The organism is Pseudomonas sp. c313 (genome assembly GCF_055407145.1).
On record NZ_JBUZRD010000001.1, the window covers coordinates 102647 to 121659 of the forward strand.

At 58.0% G+C, this 19013-nt stretch carries 15 protein-coding genes; 12 read left to right on the top strand and 3 right to left on the bottom strand.

All coding sequences use genetic code 11. From position 1 onward, the window contains the following. Positions 1-165: 165 nt before the first annotated feature. From ACZRKZ_RS00560 to ACZRKZ_RS00585, 6 genes are all read left to right on the top strand, one after another. Positions 166-948 carry a class II aldolase/adducin family protein gene (locus tag ACZRKZ_RS00560; RefSeq protein WP_463980427.1) on the top strand — a complete coding sequence of 261 codons (783 nt, stop codon included), beginning with the start codon at positions 166-168 and terminating at the stop codon, positions 946-948. Further along, a complete protein-coding gene (locus tag ACZRKZ_RS00565; RefSeq protein WP_463980428.1) occupies positions 948-1850 on the top strand; it encodes an alpha/beta fold hydrolase in 903 nt (300 codons plus the stop codon). The genes ACZRKZ_RS00560 and ACZRKZ_RS00565 overlap by 1 nt, the downstream gene beginning before the upstream one ends. A gap of 113 nt (positions 1851-1963) precedes the next feature. After that, a complete protein-coding gene (locus tag ACZRKZ_RS00570; RefSeq protein WP_463980429.1) occupies positions 1964-2875 on the top strand; it encodes an SDR family oxidoreductase in 912 nt (303 codons plus the stop codon). 484 nt (positions 2876-3359) lie between these two features. Beyond that, on the top strand, positions 3360-5150 hold the full coding sequence (locus ACZRKZ_RS00575; RefSeq protein ID WP_149411705.1) for a DUF1302 domain-containing protein: 1791 nt from the start codon (positions 3360-3362) through the stop codon (positions 5148-5150). 24 nt (positions 5151-5174) lie between these two features. Beyond that, positions 5175-6542, top strand: a complete 1368-nt coding sequence (locus tag ACZRKZ_RS00580) for a DUF1329 domain-containing protein (protein ID WP_463980430.1) — start codon at positions 5175-5177, stop codon at positions 6540-6542. Positions 6543-6736: 194 nt separating this feature from the next. Beyond that, positions 6737-9277 (top strand): LuxR C-terminal-related transcriptional regulator, encoded by a 2541-nt coding sequence (locus ACZRKZ_RS00585; RefSeq protein WP_463980431.1) that lies wholly within the window; start codon positions 6737-6739, stop codon positions 9275-9277. On the opposite strand, the gene ACZRKZ_RS00590 is transcribed toward ACZRKZ_RS00585, so the two are convergent. After that, entirely contained in the window at positions 9274-10062 is a 789-nt protein-coding gene (locus tag ACZRKZ_RS00590; protein ID WP_149411703.1) for an IclR family transcriptional regulator, read from the bottom strand. The genes ACZRKZ_RS00585 and ACZRKZ_RS00590 overlap by 4 nt on opposite strands. 119 nt (positions 10063-10181) lie before the next feature. Here ACZRKZ_RS00590 and hmgA point away from each other — a divergent pair, with 119 nt between their 5' ends. Genes hmgA through maiA form a run of 3 tightly spaced genes read left to right on the top strand, consistent with a single transcriptional unit; the run spans position 10182 to position 13424 of the window. Next, positions 10182-11465, top strand: a complete 1284-nt coding sequence (hmgA, locus tag ACZRKZ_RS00595) for a homogentisate 1,2-dioxygenase (protein ID WP_463980432.1) — start codon at positions 10182-10184, stop codon at positions 11463-11465. A 3-nt stretch (positions 11466-11468) separates the two neighbouring features. After that, entirely contained in the window at positions 11469-12767 is a 1299-nt protein-coding gene (gene fahA, locus ACZRKZ_RS00600; protein WP_463980433.1) for a fumarylacetoacetase, read from the top strand. A 12-nt stretch (positions 12768-12779) separates the two neighbouring features. Then, complete coding sequence (gene maiA, locus ACZRKZ_RS00605) at positions 12780-13424, top strand: maleylacetoacetate isomerase (protein WP_463980434.1); 645 nt, start codon at positions 12780-12782, stop codon at positions 13422-13424. A gap of 179 nt (positions 13425-13603) precedes the next feature. On the opposite strand, the gene ACZRKZ_RS00610 is transcribed toward maiA, so the two are convergent. Continuing rightward, entirely contained in the window at positions 13604-14407 is an 804-nt protein-coding gene (locus ACZRKZ_RS00610; RefSeq protein WP_463980435.1) for a SirB1 family protein, read from the bottom strand. A 185-nt stretch (positions 14408-14592) separates the two neighbouring features. Between ACZRKZ_RS00610 and ACZRKZ_RS00615 the strand changes: the two genes are divergently transcribed. After that, entirely contained in the window at positions 14593-15612 is a 1020-nt protein-coding gene (locus tag ACZRKZ_RS00615) for a Leu/Phe/Val dehydrogenase (RefSeq protein ID WP_463968033.1), read from the top strand. Positions 15613-15682: 70 nt separating this feature from the next. Here ACZRKZ_RS00615 and ACZRKZ_RS00620 read toward each other — a convergent pair whose 3' ends face one another. Continuing rightward, complete coding sequence (locus tag ACZRKZ_RS00620) at positions 15683-15892, bottom strand: YebG family protein (RefSeq protein WP_017734297.1); 210 nt, start codon at positions 15890-15892, stop codon at positions 15683-15685. A 542-nt stretch (positions 15893-16434) separates the two neighbouring features. On the opposite strand from ACZRKZ_RS00620, the gene ACZRKZ_RS00625 reads away from it, so the two are divergent. Together ACZRKZ_RS00625 and ACZRKZ_RS00630 are read left to right on the top strand one after the other, a co-directional pair. After that, positions 16435-17562: a tyrosine-type recombinase/integrase gene (locus ACZRKZ_RS00625; protein WP_146013196.1), complete on the top strand. Its 1128-nt coding sequence runs from the start codon at positions 16435-16437 to the stop codon at positions 17560-17562. Then, positions 17549-19012, top strand: a complete 1464-nt coding sequence (locus ACZRKZ_RS00630; RefSeq protein WP_017734296.1) for a site-specific integrase — start codon at positions 17549-17551, stop codon at positions 19010-19012. The genes ACZRKZ_RS00625 and ACZRKZ_RS00630 overlap by 14 nt, the downstream gene beginning before the upstream one ends. The last annotated feature ends 1 nt before the right edge of the window (position 19013 follow it).

Genomic DNA, 19013 nt, shown 5'->3' on the forward strand with positions numbered 1-19013 from the left:
CACGCATTGAACAAAATCGAACTATCCTGATGGCTGACTCGCTCGGTCATCAAGCTGGCTGCCAATGCAACTACCGCAACCGTGACCTCTGACTAGACTGGCCTTTCACCCGAAAGCCCTTCGCCTAGAAAACAATAAGAAAACCACACCACCGAGGTCATTGCCGTGAGCCTAGCCCCCGTTCAATCGACACAGAGTGTAAAAGATCAGGTCAGCGCCGCCGAATGGCAGACCCGTATAGACCTGGCAGCCTGTTATCGCCTGGTGGCCATGTATGGCTGGGATGACCTGATTTTTACCCATATCTCGGCCAAGGTGCCGGGCACCGAAGATTTCCTCATCAACCCGTTCGGGCTGATGTTTCACGAGATCACCGCATCGAGCCTGGTCAAGGTCGATCAGGCCGGCAACAAGCTGATGGACAGCCCCTACGAGATCAATCCGGCGGGCTACACCATTCACAGTGCGGTACACGAAGTGCGGCATGACGTGGTCTGTGTGCTGCACACCCATACCGCTGCCGGTGTTGCCGTGTCCGCGCAAAAGCAAGGCGTGCTGCCCATCAGCCAACAGTCGTTGTTCGTACTGTCCAGCCTGGCCTATCACGCTTATGAAGGCGTGGCGCTGAACCACGAGGAAAAGGCTCGCTTGCAGGCCGACCTCGCAGAGAACAACTTCCTGATGCTGCACAATCATGGCCTGCTGACCTGCGGCGGTACCATCGCTGATACGTTCCTGATGATGTTCACCTTCCAGCGTGCCTGCGACATCCAGGTGCTGGCGCAGAACGGAGGCGCCGAGTTGATCGCCATCGAGCCGCAGGTTCTTGCCGGCGCCAAGGCGATGATCGCCGGGGTCACCAAGAGCGCCCAAGGTATGGGTGGCGCGCTGGCCTGGCCGGCGCTGCTGCGCAAACTGGACAAACAAGACCCTGGATACAAACTCTGATGGCACTGACCGAGATTCCTCTGAGTGCCTGGCGCAAGCGCGGGCAGAGCTTTGTCTTTCGCGGCCAGACCATTCGTTACTGGGTGGCCGGGCAGGGCGAGCCGTTGCTGCTGATCCATGGCTTCCCCACGGCCAGTTGGGATTGGCACTACCTCTGGCAGCCCCTGGCCCAGCGCAATCTGGTGATCGCCTGCGACATGCTGGGCTTCGGCGATTCGGCCAAGCCCCTGGAGCACACCTATTGCCTTTTGGAACAGGCCGATTTGCAGCAGGCGCTGCTGGAACATCTGCGGGTGCCGCAGCCTGTCCACGTAATGGCCCATGACTACGGCGATAGCGTCGCTCAGGAGCTGCTTGCCCGGCATTACGAGGGGCGCTTGCAGATGGCCAGCTGTGTGTTTCTTAACGGAGGGTTGTTCCCTGAGACCCATCGCCCGGCCTTGGTGCAGAAACTGCTGCTCAGCCCCTTGGGCTGGATGATCGGTCGTGCCTTTGGCCGCAACGCCCTGGCCAATAGTTTCATGCAGATATTCGGCCCCGACACCCGTCCCAGCGAAAGTGCCCTGGACGATTTCTGGAGTCTGATCGAAAGCCACGACGGCCCGCGCATCTTGCACAAACTGATCGCCTATATCCCCCAGCGACGCCAGCAGCGCGAACGCTGGGTGGCGGCCATGCAGCGTTGCGAGGTGCCGTTGCGGGTCATTGATGGTGAAGTGGACCCTATTTCCGGCGCCCACATGGTCGAGCGTTACTGTGAGCTGGTGCCGCAGGCCGATGCAGTGTTACTGGCCAACATCGGTCACTACCCGCAGATCGAGGCGCCGGTTCAGGTGCTCAAGCATTACCTGTCGTTTCGCGAGCGTATTGCGCAAGCGCCGCCTCGGGTGGCCTATTCCTGACAATCATCCCCCAGCCTTATCGCGCACCATTCAGCCCTGGCCGTATTTATTGTGACCAGAAGCCCGGTGCCTGACACTCCACCCATCGTCCCCTATTGCCGCTGGAGTTCTGTATGAGTGAGCCTGTGAATTTGCAAGATAAGGTTGTGATCGTCACCGGTGCCGGCGGCGGGTTGGGCCGGGCCCATGCGCTGTTATTCGCCAAGCACGGGGCCAGGGTTCTGGTCAACGATCTGGGCGGCTCGGCCCAGGGCGAAGGCGCCAATGCTTCGGCGGCAGACCGTGTGGTGGCCGAGATTCGCGAGGCTGGCGGGATTGCCGAAGCCAACCACGACTCGGTCACCGATGGCGACAAGATCGTGCAGAACGCTCTCGACGTTTTTGGTCGTGTCGATGTGGTGGTGAACAACGCCGGGATCTTGCGAGACAAGACCTTCCATAAAATGGACGACAGCGACTGGGACCTGGTTTACCGGGTGCATGTCGAAGGTGCCTACAAAGTCACCCGCGCTGCCTGGCCCCATATGCGCGAGCAAGGTTATGGTCGGGTGATCTTCACCTCGTCGACCTCGGGGATCTACGGCAACTTTGGCCAATCCAACTACGGCATGGCCAAGCTCGGCTTGTACGGCCTGACCCGCACCCTGGCCCTGGAAGGGCGCAAGAACAACATTCTGGTCAACGCCATCGCGCCCACTGGCGGCACGCGCATGACCGAAGGCCTGATCCCGCCGCAAGTCTTCGAGCGTCTCAAGCCGGAGCTGGTCAGCCCGTTGGTGGTGTACCTGGGCAGCGAGGCCTGTCAGGAAACCTCTGGGCTGTTTGAAGTAGGGGGCGGCTGGATTGGCAAAACCCGTTGGGAGCGCAGCCTGGGCATGGGATTCGATCCCGAGGCCGGTTTTTCCCCGGACGATGTGGCGGCCCATTGGCAGCAAATTTGCGACTTCGAAGGCGCGGCCCATCCCAGGGACACTATAGAGGCGTTGAAGGAAATGATGGCGAACCTGCAGAAATACGCCCTGTGATCGTTACATGAAAAACATTTAATCCAGCGGGGCGCCTACAGCGCCCCGTTTTATTTCGGGCATAAAAAAGGCCGCTGCAAAGGCAGCGGCCGAAGTAAGACGTTGGATCAAGGAGCGACAAATCAACGTCAGTAAACACAGGTAACAGACTGAAAGTAGAGGTCAATCTGTTGGATTCTGGCTTCTCTTCCCGTTTGGGAAGCGGGCTGTTTGCCCTGAAAGCCAAGCAAGAATAGTCTCTTGTAACAGAATGAAAAACACTGATTCAGGACAAGGACTGTTACCAATATCGCAACAGTCGCCTTGATGCTTATCCATTCTCTTGATATCCCTTCATCCATCTCGTCGATCTCCCCGCGAAGACCCAACCCAGAGCGCCCATTCATCCTTTCGAGCGACAACGCGAATACCTCCTTGGTGCGCTTATCGCTCCTGATGTTGGGCAGTAGGGTGGGGCCTTCTGTCACACCACCGGGGAAGACGCATGACAAGAACAACAATGCGCGCCATCTTCAGGCCACAGGCGCTGGCCGCTGCTGTTGCTTTGGGATGCTGCGCGCAGGCGCAGGCTGTTTCGTTCAACATCGGGGAAATCGAAGGGCAATTCGATTCCTCACTCTCGGTAGGCGCCAGTTGGGGCATGCGCGATGCCGACAGCAAACTGATCGGTATTCCCAATGGCGGCAGTGGCCAGGCGTCGACCGGGGATGACGGTCGCCAGAACTTCAAGAAGGGCGAAACCTTCTCCAAGATCTTCAAGGGCCTGCACGACCTGGAGCTCAAGTACGGCGACACCGGCGTGTTCGTGCGTGGCAAGTACTGGTACGACTTCGAGCTCAAGGACGAAGACCGCGAGTTCAAGCAGATCAGTGACCACAATCGCAAGGAAGGCGCCAAATCCAGCGGTGCGCAGATCCTCGATGCCTTCGTTTACCACAACTATTCCCTGGGCGATCTGCCGGGCACCGTGCGCGCCGGCAAGCAGGTGGTCAGTTGGGGTGAAAGTACCTTCATCGGCAACTCCATCAACAGCATCAACCCGATCGACGTCTCGGCCTTCCGCCGGCCTGGCGCCGAGATCAAGGAAGGGCTGATTCCGGTGAACATGCTGTTCGCCTCCCAGGGCCTGACCAACCAACTGACGGTGGAAGGTTTCTACCAGTTGGAGTGGGACCAGACGGTGCTGGATAACTGCGGGACCTTCTTCGGTGGTGACGTGGCGGCCGACGGCTGCACCAACAACTACACCGTCGGCAGCCCGGCGATCCGGCCGCTGCAACCGGTGGCCGCCGCGTTCGGTCAGGGCTTTGATGTGACCAACGAGGGTGTGGTTGTCCATCGTGCCGGCGACCGTGATGCGCGGGATTCCGGGCAGTTCGGCGCAGCCTTGCGCTGGCTGGGGGACGACACCGAGTACGGCCTGTACTTCATGAATTACCACAGCCGCACGCCGACCGTAGGCACCCTTACCGCCAACACCAACCTGGCGACGATCAATCGTATCCGCGACACCGCCAACGCTATCGCCCCTGGTACCGGCTTCGGCCTGGCCCAAAGCACCATGCTTGGGCGTGGCCAGTATTATCTGGATTACCCGGAAGACATCCGCCTGTACGGCGCGAGTTTCGCCACCACCTTGCCCACCGGTACGGCCTGGACCGGGGAAATCAGCTACCGGCCCAATGCACCGGTGCAACTCAACACCACGGACCTGACCCTGGCCCTGGTCAATCCGATTGTCGGTGGCGCCGCGTCACCGATCCAGAGCTCATTTGGCTCGGACAATACCGGCTACCGGCGCAAGGAGGTCACCCAGTTCCAGACCTCCATGACCCAGTTCTTCGACCAGATACTGGGCGCTGAACGCCTGACTTTGGTCGGCGAAGCGGCCATCGTGCGGGTCGGCGGGCTGGAGTCGAAAACCAAACTGCGTTATGGCCGCGACTCGGTGTATGGCCAATACGGTTTTGGCGGTGATACCGACGGTTTTGTCACCTCCACCTCCTGGGGGTATCGCGCCCGGGCAATCCTTGAGTACAACAACGTGATCGCCGGGATCAACTTCAAGCCCAACCTGTCCTGGTCCCACGACGTCAAGGGTTACGGCCCCAACGGGCTGTTCAACGAGGGCTCCAAGGCTATCAGCGTCGGTGTCGATGCGGACTACCGCAACACCTACACCGCGAACCTCAGCTACACCGACTTTTTTGGCGGTGACTACAACACCCTGACTGACCGCGACTTCCTCGCGCTGAGCTTCGGCGTGAACTTCTGATTCGCAATAAGAAGGACAACAACCATGCGTAAGACGATTTTGCAGTGCGGCGTGTTGGCGCTGAGCCTGTTGGCGGCCAACGTGATGGCGGCAGTGTCGCCGGAAGAAGCGGCCAAGTTGGGCACTACCCTGACCCCGGTGGGTGCCGAGAAGGCTGGTAACGCCGATGGCTCGATTCCGGCCTGGACCGGCGGTATCCCGAAAAACGCCGGCGCGGTGGACAGCAAAGGCTTCCTGGCCGACCCGTTCGCCAGTGAGAAACCCCTGTTCGTGATTACCGCGGCCACCGTCGACAAGTACAAGGACAAGCTGTCCGAGGGCCAGGTAGCGATGTTCAAGCGCTACCCGCAAACCTACAAAATCCCGGTCTACCCGACCCACCGTACGGTCAACCTGCCAGCGGACATCTACGAGTCGATCAAGCGCAGCGCGCTTAACGTCAAGTCGATCAACGACGGCAATGGCCTGGAGAACTTTACCGGCAATCGCTACTACGCCTTCCCGATTCCCAAGACCGGCGTTGAGGTGCTGTGGAACCACATCACCCGTTACCACGGCGGCAACCTCAAACGCATCATCACCCAGGCCACGCCGCAGACTAACGGCAGCTACACGGCGATCCGCTTCGAAGAAGAAGTGGCGGTGCCGCAGTTGATCCCGGACATGGACCCGGTCAAGGGCGCCAACGTGTTGAGTTTCTTCAAGCAATCGGTCACTGCACCCGCGCGCCTGGCGGGCAACGTGCTGCTGGTGCATGAAACCCTCGACCAGGTGAAGGAGCCGCGTCTGGCCTGGATCTACAACGCCGGCCAGCGTCGGGTGCGTCGTGCGCCGCAAGTGTCCTACGACGGACCGGGTACTGCTTCCGATGGCCTGCGCACCACCGACAACTTCGATATGTTCTCCGGCGCGCCAGACCGCTATGACTGGAAGCTGGTGGGCAAGAAGGAGGTGTACATCCCCTACAACAGCTACAAGCTCGACTCGCCGTCCCTCAAGTACGACGACATCATCCAGGCCGGGCACATCAACCAGGACCTGACCCGCTACGAGCTGCACCGGGTCTGGGAAGTGGTCGGCACGGTCAAGCCGAGCGAGCGTCACGTCTACGCCAAGCGCCACATGTACATCGACGAAGACAGCTGGCAGGTCGCGCTGGTGGATCACTATGACGGTCGTGGCCAACTGTGGCGCGTAGCCGAAGGCCATGCGCAGTTCTACTACGACCACCAGGTGCCGGCCTACACCGTCGAGACCCTGTACGACATCATCGCCGGCCGCTACATCGCCTTGGGGATGAAGAATGAGGAGAAAAGCAGCTTCGTGTTCGGCTTTGCGGCTAAGGCGGCGGACTACACCCCGGCGGCGTTGCGCGCCTCAGGGGTTCGCTAATCTCTAGTTGAAATGCAATCGAAGTGTGGGAGCCGGGCTTGTCGGGTCCCACCTTTAGACGTCGTGCCGGGACTTCTTTGAATCCCGGTTTTTTTATGCCCGGCAATCAGCCCGCTGAATACTCCTTCAACAACCGCCGACCACAGGACTAGGGTAGGGGCACGCCGCCTAATAATAAAAACAGGGATGCCGTAATGACTGCCATGACCCGGTGCCTGGATCGTCCTGGATTCATGCCACGCTTGTCTGCCCATCACCTGTTGCGCCCACGCCTGGCCGAGCCTTTGCTCACGGCAGCGGCGCGGGTGAAATTGCTCTGTGCACCGGCCGGCAGCGGCAAGAGCGCGCTGCTCGCCGAATGCGCGCTACAGGCGCCTTTGAGCTGCCAAGTGTATTGGCTGCCCCTCAATGGCGCTGCCCTCGGCACCCTCGACTTTTGCCAGCGCCTGGCGCAAAGCCTTGGCTTGGCCTTTACCGATGAAGCCACGCTGCTGCTGGACCTGGGCCGTTGGCAAACCCCGGCCTGGCTGTTTCTCGATGACTTTTGCCGGGTGCCGGCGCCTGAGTTGGATGCCTTGCTCGACCGCGCTCTGGCGGCCAGCAGCCCGGCCCTGACCTGGTGGCTGGGCGCACGGCGGCGGCCGTCTTGCAACTGGCCGCGACTGCTGCTTGATGATGACCTGTGGGAGTGCGGCGGTGCGGAACTGGCCTTCAATCACGAGGACGTCCAGCAACTGATCAGCCATCACTCCCATGCCGGGCAGACTGCCGACAAGGTGCTGCAATTCAGCGCCGGCTGGTGCGCCGGGGTGCGTATCGCCCTGCTTGAGGGTGATGGTCACGCGGACAGAGGCGCTTGGCATGGCCGTGCGCAAACTTTGCTCGACTACCTGCAACACGAGCTGTTCAGCACCTTGCCGGCGGAACTGGCCGAAGCCTGGCGCGTGCTGGCACACCTGCCACGGTTCAATCCGGGGTTGTGTGAGCACCTGTTCGGTTTTGGTGAGGGCGCAGAATATTTGCGCGATTTGCAGACCCTCGGCGCCTTTATCGAACCCTGGGAGGATTCGTCGGACTGGCTGCAGGTTTTTCCGCCCCTGGCGCAACTGTTGCGGGACGAAGCCTGGCCGGCCAAACGCTCCTGGCACCGACGGGCCTGTCAGTGGTTTACCCTCGCTGAGGACTGGCAAGCGGCGTTCGAACAGGCGCTGTTGGCCGAGGAGTACGAAGTCGCCGTCAGCCTGTTGCAGCATTTCAGTTTTGAAGACCTGTTCCGCCAGCAAAACGCGGTGCTGCTGTTGCGCCTGCATGAGCAGCATGGCGATGAACTGATGCTGGGATCTGCGCAGTTGGTGGGACTGGTGACGGCAGCGTTGCTGTTTGCCGGACGCTTCGACCAGGCCGCGCAATGTATCGATCAGTTGGCGCGTTTCACCCCGCAACCCTCGGCGCCATTGCAGCGCCAGTTGCTGGCACGCTGGCAGGCGCAATGGGGTTGGTTGCTGCACCTGGGAGGGGAGGCGGTGCGGGCCCGTGAGCATTTTCTTGAGGCCCTGCAAGATTTGCCTGACAGCGCCTGGACGTCGCGGCTGATGTGCCTGTCGGGCCTGACTCAACAAGCCTTGCTGCGGGGTGAGCTGGACGTGGCCCAGACACTGAACCGTGAGGCGCTGTGCCTGGCGCGATCCCACGGTTCGCTGTTGCTGGAGGCTTTGCTGGAGCTGGATCATGCGCAGTTGCTGGAGCAGCGCGGCGCGCCGTATCGGGCTCAGAGCCTGCTGGAAAATGTCCAGGCGATGCTGGTCCGGCAGCGGCTCAAGGCAGGGCCATTGGTGGGGCGAATCGCCCTGCGGCGAGGGCATCTCGCCTTGCGCCAAGGGCAAGACACCGTGGCCGCCGAGTGCTTTGAATCGGGCCTGGGCATGTGCCTGCACAGCCAGGACAAACGTGTGCTGTATGGGTTTCTCGGGCTCGCCTTGTTGGCGGCCAACAAGGGCGATTACGGCCAAGCCTTTATTCAACTGCGGGACGCCGAGCGCCTGATGCAAACACGGCAGGTGCCCGACACGGTGTACCGGGCGGTTCTGTTGTTGCTCAGCGGGCATTTCTGGTTGCAACAGGGGCGCGCCGAACTGACCCTGGAGGCGGTCAGCCGCGTGCTGCGTCACTATCGCGGGCCGAAGGCGAAACAGGCACCGCCGGCCACCCTGGAGCTGATCCCGCGCCTGGCATATTTGCAGGTGCTTGCCGAAGTGAAATTGCGCCGAGCCGACGAACCGCTGGCCCGGCTCAACGCCTTGCTGGACACCGCCCGGCAACGCGGCATGCTCTGTCTGGAAGCGGAATTGCACCTGGTATTGGGGGAAGTGGCCTGGCAAGTGGGTGATCGGCCGTTGGCCGTGCGCTCACTGCAAGCTGGGCTGGAACTGGCGGGGCGTTGCCGGGTGCAACAGGCGATTCGCGAGTTGCGGTTACGTCAGCCGGGGTTGTTGAGTGAATTGGGGCTCGAACCTCAGGAAACATTGACGGCCGCGGGCGAAAATCCCCTTAGCCATCGTGAGCTGGAAGTGCTGCAGCTGATCGCGCTGGGCAGCTCCAACCTGGAAATCGCTGATCAATTGTTCATTTCGCTGCACACGGTGAAAACCCATGCGCGGCGGATTCACAGCAAGCTTGGCGTGGAGCGCCGCACGCAAGCGGTGGCGAAGGCCAAGACACTGGGGTTGATGGCTTAAGGCTGATACCCCATCCGCCAACTCACCGCCTGGGTTGCTGCCAGCAAGCGCTTGGCTGCCGGCCCGTCCTCATCGGCGTGAAACAGCGAAGTCGGCCCCACGACGGTCAACACTGCTGCCACTTGCCCGACGGCGTTAAACACCGGTGCCGATAGCGCATCGACCCCCGGCATCAGCAAGCCGTGGACAAAGTGCAGGCCGCGCTGGCGAATCTGTTCACAGGCCGTGGCGTATGCCTGATCGTCCGCCAATGTATGGGCGATCCCGGCCTCTATCTCCCGCTGGCGCAAGTCCACGGTTTCCCGCGACGGCAGAAAGGCACTGAACACCAATCCTGTGGAGGAACTGAGCAGCGGCAGCACCGAGCCCAATTGCGTCACCACCGTCACGGCGCGCACCGCCGGCTCGATATGCACCACGGTTGCGCCCTGGTTGCCCCACACCGCGAGAAAGCAGGTTTCGTTCAATTCGTCGCGCAGTTCCGCCAGGGGCAGGGCGGCGACTTTCAGTACATCCATGCTGCCCAGGGCGGCCAACCCGACGCGCAAGGCTTCGCGACCCAGGCCGTAATGGTTGGTGGCGGTGTTCTGTTCGGCAAAGCCCGAGGCAATCAGCGCCTGCAAATAGCGGTGGACCTTGCTCGCCGGCATCTGCACATGTTCGGCCAGGCGCGACAACGAGGTGGCCGGTGACAGTTCGGCCAGGGCCTTGAGGATGTCGGTGCCGACCTCGGCCGAGCGGACTTTCTGTTTACCGGTGTCGCGGGTAGCGCGCGGCTTTTCCATGGAAGGCGTGAATCCGAAAGACGAATGGGCGTCTTTATAGCTTGACGGTCAATACCAATCAAATTACGTTATGCGTAATTGGATTACGATAAAAATAACTTCAGCGTAGAGGAAGATCCATGACCCTCGATTATCAATCGGGCTTTGGCAATGAATTTGCCAGCGAAGCCCTGCCAGGCGCATTGCCCGTCGGCCAGAACTCCCCGCAAAAAGCGCCCTACGGGCTGTACACCGAACTATTCTCCGGCACCGCCTTCACCATGGTCCGCAGCGAAGCCCGGCGCACCTGGCTGTACCGCATCCAGCCGTCGGCCAATCACCCGGCGTTCGTCAAGCTGCAGCGGCAATTGGCCGGTGGCCCGCTGGGTGCTGTGACCCCCAATCGGCTGCGCTGGAACCCGCTGGATATTCCGAGCGAACCGACCGATTTCATCGACGGCCTGGTGGGCATGGTCGCCAATTCGGCGGCGCAAAAACCGTCCGGCATCAGCATTTACAACTACTGCGCCAATCGCTCGATGGACCGGGTGTTCTTCAACGCCGACGGCGAACTGTTGATCGTTCCCGAGCAAGGCCGCTTGCGCATCGCCACCGAACTGGGTGTGCTGGATGTCGAGCCGCTGGAAATCGTCGTACTGCCTCGTGGCCTGAAATTTCGTATTGAACTGCTGGACGCCCAGGCCCGCGGCTACGTTGCCGAAAACCATGGCGCACCGCTGCGCCTGCCGGACCTCGGCCCAATTGGCAGTAACGGCCTGGCCAATCCACGGGACTTCCTCACCCCCGTGGCCCATTACGAAGACCTCAAGCAACCCACGACGCTGACGCAAAAATTTCTCGGCGAGCTGTGGTGCTGCGAGCTGGATCATTCGCCACTAAACGTAGTGGCCTGGCACGGCAACAACGTGCCGTACAAATACGACCTGCGCCGCTTCAACACCATCGGTACCGTGAGTTTCGATCACCCGGACCCGTCGATTTTCACCGTATTGACCTCGCCCACCAGTGTCCACGGCCTGGCCAATCTCGACTTCGTGATCTTCCCGCCTCGCTGGATGGTGGCGGAAAAAACCTTCCGGCCGCCATGGTTCCACCGCAACCTGATGAACGAATACATGGGCCTGATCCAGGGCGCCTACGACGCCAAGGCCGAAGGCTTCCTGCCGGGCGGCGCGTCCCTGCACAGTTGCATGAGCGCCCACGGGCCGGATGGTGAGACCTGCACCAAGGCCATCGCTGTGGACCTGGCGCCCAACAAGATCGATAACACCATGGCGTTCATGTTCGAGACCAGCCAGGTGCTGCGTCCCACTCAGTTCGCACTGGAATGCACACAGCTGCAAAACAATTACGACGCTTGCTGGGCCTCGCTGCCGGCAACCTTCAACCCGAACCGGAGATAACCCATGACTCAGTCCGCCATCACTCGCAGTTGGGTGACCTCCGCCAACGGTCACCGCGATTTCTCTTTGCAAAACCTGCCGCTGGGTGTGTTCAGCCTTAACGGTTCGGCGCCGCGCAGTGGCGTGGCCATCGGTGAGCATATTTTCGACCTGCATGCCGCGCTGGATTTCTTTGAAGGCCAAGCCCGCAGTGCTGTAGAAGCTACCGCTGGCGGTCAATTGAACGCCTTCTTCGACCTGGGCCGTGGCCCTCGCGTTGCCCTGCGCGAGCGCCTTTTGGAACTGCTCAGCGAAGGCAGCACCCTGCGGGGCAAACTGGAAGCCCTTGGGGCGAAAGTGCTGCCCCTGGCCGCCGATTGCCAGATGCACCTGCCGGCGAAGATCAATGACTACACCGACTTCTACGTCGGCATCGAACACGCACAAAATGTCGGCAAACTGTTCCGTCCCGACAACCCATTGCTGCCCAACTACAAGTATGTGCCAATTGGTTATCACGGCCGTGCGTCGACCATTCGCCCGTCGGGCGCGGATGTTCGCCGCCCCAAAGGCCAGACCCTGCCCGCCGGCCAGACCGAGCCGACCTTCGGCCCTTGCGCCCGGTTGGACTACGAACTGGAACTGGGTATCTGGATCGGTCAGGGCAATGCCATGGGCGACTCGATTGCCATTGGCGACGCTGCCGAGCACATTGCCGGTTTCTGCCTGCTCAACGACTGGTCGGCGCGGGATATCCAGGCCTGGGAATACCAGCCGCTGGGGCCGTTCCTGTCGAAGAGCTTTATCACCAGCGTCTCGCCGTGGGTGGTGACGGCCGAAGCTCTGGAGCCGTTCCGCAAGGCTCAACCGACGCGTCCTGAGGGCGATCCGCAGCCGCTGCCATACCTGTTGGACAAGCGTGACCAAGCGGCCGGTGCCTTTGATATCGAGCTGGAAGTGCTGCTGACCACCCAAACGATGCGCGAGCAAAACCTGCCGGCCCATCGTCTGACCCTGAGCAACACCCGGCATATGTACTGGACCGTGGCGCAGATGGTTGCGCACCACAGTGTCAACGGCTGCCAATTGCAGGCCGGTGACCTGTTTGGTTCGGGCACCTTGTCCGGGCCTGAGGCGGGGCAGTTTGGTAGCCTGCTGGAAATCACCGAAGGCGGGAAAAAGTCGATTGAATTGGCGTCCGGTGAAGTCCGTAAATTCCTTGAAGATGGCGATGAAGTCATCCTGCGGGCCCGCTGTACCCGTGATGGTTTTGCCTCCATCGGCTTTGGCGAATGCCGGGGCACTGTGGTCGCGGCGCGCTGAGAGGGCTGGGCGATGGAACTCTATACCTACTACCGTTCCACTTCGTCGTATCGGGTGCGTATCGCGTTGGCGCTCAAGGGCCTGGATTTTCAGGCGGTACCGGTCAACCTGCTGGTGCCCAAGGGCGGCGCCAATCGTCAGCCGGAGTACCTGAGGATCAACCCGCAAGGTCGCGTGCCGGCCTTGCGTACCGAGGATGGCGAACTGTTGATTCAGTCGCCAGCGATCATCGAATACCTGGAGGAGCGTTATCCACAGGCGCCATTGCTCTCCCGCGACCTGGCGACCCGTGCCCACGAGCGGGCGGTGGCCTCGATCATCGGTTGCGATATCCACCCGTTGCACAACTCCAGCACGCAGAACCTGCTGCGCCAGTGGGGGCATGACGAGGCGCAAGTGCTGGAATGGATCGGCCATTGGATCCGCCAAGGGCTTGGGGCTGTGGAGCAGTTGATTGGGGATCAGGGCTATTGCTTTGGCGAGCAGCCGGGGATGGCAGATGCATTTCTGATTCCGCAGGTGTATGCAGCCGAGCGGTTCAAGGTGTCGTTGGCGGCGTACCCACGGATTCGGCGAGTGGCGGCGCTGGCTGCGCAGCATCCGGCGTTTGTTCAGGCACACCCTGCCAACCAACCTGATACCCCGGACACGCCATAGAGCAGTGTGGCTTGCCTGCGATAGCTATACAGATTGCCAGCTTTCGCGCGGTACTCGACATTCTTAAAACCCTGGCTAAATCCTGAGTCGGTCACCGATCAATTGTAGGAGCTGTCGAGCCTTGGCGAGGCTGCGATGGGCGCGACGCGGTTTAACATTCAGGCCATGTCATCCGCCTCTTAATGCACCACCGAGTTGGGCGGCAAATGCCCCAGCCGCTCAGTCAGGCGCAGCCGTTGGATCGGGTCTTCACTGAGCATCAGTGCATGCTCCAAGTCAAAGCGCTCGGCGTTCGGGCAGTCCAGGCGCTGATACAAGCTGGCCCTGGCCAGGTAATCGGCAGCGCTGGCATTGCCCAGTTCGAGCACTCGCTCAGCGTCCACCAGGGCGGCCAGGTGATTGTCGTTGGACAGGTGCAGTTGGCGCAGGTTACGCGACAGCCGTTGCAGGATCTGCCGAGGTTCGGCGGTGTGCAGGTGATCGGCTTGCAGCTTGAGGTTCGGCCCATATTGGCGTTGCAGCAGTTCGCGGCAATCGCTGGGGTACAAGCGTCTGCCACCGCAAGGGTCCAGTAGATGATCAGCGCCAGATACTCGCAGCAGGAAGTGCCCCGGAAAGTTCACCCCGACCATGGGAATGTCCAGGCGCCGCGCCAGTTCCAGGGCGATCAACCCAAGGGCCAATGGCTGCCCGCGCAGGCGTTGCAAGACTTTGTCCAATAGGGCGGCAGCGGGGCGCAGTGGGGTGTAGTCATCCTGGGCGAACCCCAGGTCGTTCATTCGTCGCAACAATGGCTGGCCAAGCTCATCGGCTGGCAGCATCGGCATGCTGAGGCTGATCCGCTGCTGCAGCAGCTTGAAATCGTGCAGGATGGTCAGTGGTTCCACGGTCGGGTCATGCTCGGCAGCAATCCACAGCGCTGCTTCAAACAGCGCGGGCGGTGACCGGTCCAGACAGGCAAAAAAGGCTTGGCGGGGATTCATCACTTTCTCCGACGGATGTCCCGTTTTAGCCTTGCTGTGAAGTTTCGTCCAGTCTCTTGAGAAGCGTCCTATCTGGTTATGTCGTAAAGCCCGTAAAACCGGCCGGCTTATTCCGGCGTACTTCGGCAAGCTTTCACCGACAGCCTATACTTAGCGACTACAAGAAGTGATTCGGGAGCTAGACGATGTTTGCTCTCATGCACGGCACTCGCCTTGAATCGCTGCATCTGAGTGTTGACCCGGTGACCGGGTTGAAGGCGGTCATTGCCATTCATAGCAGCCGCCTGGGGCCCGCCCTGGGGGGTTGTCGCTACCTTGCCTATCCGGACGATGAAAGTGCCGTGGCGGATGCTGCGCGCCTGGCCCAGGGCATGAGCTACAAGGCCGCCCTGGCCGGCTTGCCTGTGGGCGGTGGCAACGCGGTGATCATTCGCCCCGCCCATGTGGAAAGCCGTTCGGCGCTGTTCGAAGCCTTCGGTCGCTGCATTGAACAACTCGACGGCCGCTACATCACCGCCATCGACAGCGGTACCTCCGTGGCCGATATGGATTGCATCGCCCAACAAACTCGCTACGTCACCAGCACCACTGCCGCTGGCGACCCATCACCCCATGCCGCCATGGGAGTATTTGCCGGCATCCGTACCACTGCCATGGCGCGCCTGGGCAGCGATAACCTGGAAGGCTTGCGGGTGGCAATCCAGGGCCTGGGCAATGTGGGTTTCGCCCTGGCTGAGCAACTGCATGCTGCTGGCGCTGAATTGCTGGTCAGCGATATCGACCACGGCAAGGTACAACTGGCCATGGAACAACTGGGCGCCCACCCGATTGCCAACGACGCCTTGCTCAGCACCCCGTGCGACATCCTCGCACCCTGCGGCCTGGGTGCGGTACTCAACCGCCTAAGCGTCGCCCAGTTGCGTTGCGCGGCGGTGGCCGGCTCCGCCAGCGCCCAGTTGACCAACCTGCAAGTGGCCGACCAACTGGAAGGTCGCGGCATCCTTTACGCCCCGGACTATGTGATCAACTCCGGCGGGCTGATCTACGTCGCCCTAAAGCACGGCGGTGCAGAGCTTTCGACCATCACTGCCCACCTGTCGAACATCGGCACCCGCCTGACCGAAGTCTTCGCCCATGCCCAGGCCGAAAAACGCTCGCCCGCGCGGGTGGCGGATGAGTTGGCGGAGCGCTTGTTGTACCGCTGAGCTGTTTGTACAAAAGCCAGGCATTAAAAAGGCCCTGAACCAATGATTCAGGGCCTGTTCAATTCTGGCTTTATTCCGCCGGCGGGTTCAGCAACTCGGACAGCGCGTCCGGTTGGCTCTTGAACGCCTTGGCAAACACATCGCGATTCTTCGCCATGTAGATCCCGGCTTCCTCCACCTGCTGCTCGCTCAGGGACGGCACGGCTTTTTGCAACACTTCTGCCAGCAACTCGGCGAGTTCAAGCATTTTGTCATGACGGTCAGCTTCGGCTTTATCCATGATTTAGTGGATCGAAAGGTGCCTACTTAATTTTAGGAATATATTAAATTGCGGAGTGGCGAACCTGCTGATAGCGCGCTATCGTCAATTAGGGGCGTCATCGCAACGCCTCGGGACCATAGATAGCGACCGCCTGTCGGAGTCCGCTGACGCGCATCTGTACCCACGAACGTTTACTAAGACGTCGGGGTTGTGCGCATGTGTATTAAAAGATCACACCTTCAATATCAATTTCGAGCCGAATCTCTAATTGGTCTACCGGGCGTTGCTTGGTGGGATGCTAAGCCCATGGGCAAGAAATTCTATGTGTCTGTGATCTTCCGCTCGTTATTGTTCGCTATAGGTAAGAAAAATCTATATCGATGTGCATTGTTTGGCTGCATATGGACGGACGCCTGCGAATCTAAATGGGGGCGTGAACTGTGAAAGTTAATCTTCGCATATCGAAGGGTCGAAAAAATCTACGGTATAAACTAGTCAAGTTTCAAGCCGAAGGGATCGGTAGATGCTTATTTGTCAATTCTAGAACACTGGTTCCGTCTTTGGCTGCATCGCTTTTCGAGGCAGCGTACGCCCGAGGGGAAAGAAAAAACAAAGGTAGCATATTTACCCTGTTTCATCACGTAGCATTTTTATTTACTTGGGCTAGCGAAGGAAAAGTCGATTTAGAATTCTATCTATTGAGTGGATTTGGGCTTCGCTATAAACAAATAAAAAGTTTCTCGGATTGGCTCAGTGAGGTGGTTGACAAAGACTCAAACACTATCAGCTCCTACAATAGGCAGGTAATGCAAAGCTGTAAAACTTTTGTCGTGTGGTTTGTTTTCAACTATGTAAGCTCGAGTGAGCTGATTAAGGCGGATGTGGAGTTAATTGCCCTCGTTAATACGCAGCGTTTTTTTTGGAGTAAGGCGACCATTGGAGGGGAGGGAGGAAAACTCGCTTTGGACTTGAGCGATAGTGAAATTAATTCAATCGAGAATCTCTTGCTACATGAATTTGAAGAGGCAAAATTTGACAAGGGTATTTGTCATAGAAATTATTTATTATGGCGACTCGTAAAAGCGTTTGGATTAAGAATTGGTGAGGCACTATCGCTTAGGTTGGAAGATTTGAATTTGTCGGGTAGTGATCCGTATGTTGAAATAGTTCATCTGGATAGAAGAAATAGCAATCTAGACTCCAGAGTTCCTTATAATCCAAAAGTTAAAACGCTAGGTCGATATTTGTATATGCAGCCTGAGGATGATGATCTAGTTGGATTGCTTGAGCTGTATGTAAAGAAATATAGGGTCATGAAGAAATTTATCAGGGGCAAGATGAGAGTGACTAATTTTTTAGATCATGATTATCTGTTTGTTGCGCATGGAAGTTTTGGCGCAGGAAAACCTTTGTCTTGTTCTGCCGCGAGCCGCATCGCAAATGTCATTCAGCGGAAATCTGGAGTAACGTTTAGATGGCATTTGCTTCGCCATTCAAAGTTTAACCGATTATATATTGCAGCTCAGGAATCTCCTGACCGAAGCGCTGCAATCGATAGCATCGTATATATGGGGGGATGGCGAAGTGAAACGTCTTTGCTTCTTTATGCAAACCGGGCAGTGAGAGATTCTACACGTAGAAAAGTTACTGAAAATAATAAGAGGAGGGTTCAGAATGGAAGTCAATGAACAGGGGAAGTATGTAAACAGCGACGGGAATATCTTCATAAAGTGTTACGCTGATCCTTCTTCCTGTTTGTTGATTGATGTGACTGGGCCGAGGATAGAAAGTATCTGGAGGGGCAGAAGGTATTGGATTGACTTTTCCATGTACCTGTTTTGCTCTCAGGTAGTTGATGCAGCATACGAATATGTGTGTGATAAACTTCAAGACCATACGCCGGCAATTGTAAATGAAGTGAAGTCAGCATTAAAGATGATGGCTGTTGTATGGAAGGATGAGTGGAAAAATTTTTCGTCGTTGTCATGGCATGAACTTTTTGAGATGTTCGCTACCGCGTCGAAGTCTATAAGGCTTTGTTTTAGAAAATTTTATACATATTGTGCTGATAATGGTTTGGCCCAGGCGGACGAAATTTACGCTGCTGAACTTAATCAAATTGCAGTGGGCTCGCCATCGACAAGAGTTATATCGGATTGGGATAAAAAACGTGGGGCTTTGACTAACGCAGAGCTGGAGTTGGTGCGCCGAGCGATGCTTGAGAGTGGGAACGAGTCATGGGATGAAAATGTTGCAAGACTTTTTGTTTGGATTTCCTTTGAAACGCTCAAGCGACCAATGCAGATTTCAAGTATGGATATTGAGGCTCTCTGGTCGCCGCCAGGTATTTTAGGTGAAAAAGAATTCTTCTTGAGAATTCCGAAAATTAAGTATAACGCGGGACAGCCCAGTGATTTGTGGCCTATTACAGCTGAACTAGCTAATGAAATTTTAGAGTATGGAAAGCGTGAAGGCGTAAGTGAGTGTCAAAAGGCTAAGGGGCGGCTAATTGTAACATCTAAACCTGGCACAAAATCGAATTTCGACGCTATGATAAAAAACTGGTCCAGAAAAAAGAAAATCATTAGCCCTAGAACCAACGAAATCTTGATTTTGACGCCTTATCGTATTCGTCATAGCGGCGCAACACAAATGGCCATGCAGGGATGTACTAGCGAAGAGATAAGGTATGTGTTGGAGCATAAGAGCCTTTTCGCAGTAAACGCATATATTGACTGCCTAGTATCTGATTTTTGTCCACTCTTGGATCGTGTCGGAAGAAAGTTAGGCGGTATCTTTTCCGAGCTCACAGCTGCATTTTTTGCAGGGAAGATAGCGCCGATTTCGCCAGGTAATCCAATACTGATCCCAGTTATAGCTGCCCCCGCAGTAGTGGGGTCCTGTGGAAGTCAAGTTGCTTGTACTAAACACCCATTTTTTAGCTGTTATAACGGATGTCCATTTTTTATCGCTTGGAAAGATGCCGATCACTACCGGTCTTTGAATTACATAGAAGCTATGTTGAATAAGTGGAATGCGGCAATCAACGGATCCGAACGTAGTAAAGTGCTTAAAGAGTTGGAGCGTGTTTATCAATCCATCACAGATGTGATTGTTAAAATCGAAGCAGGTGACTAAA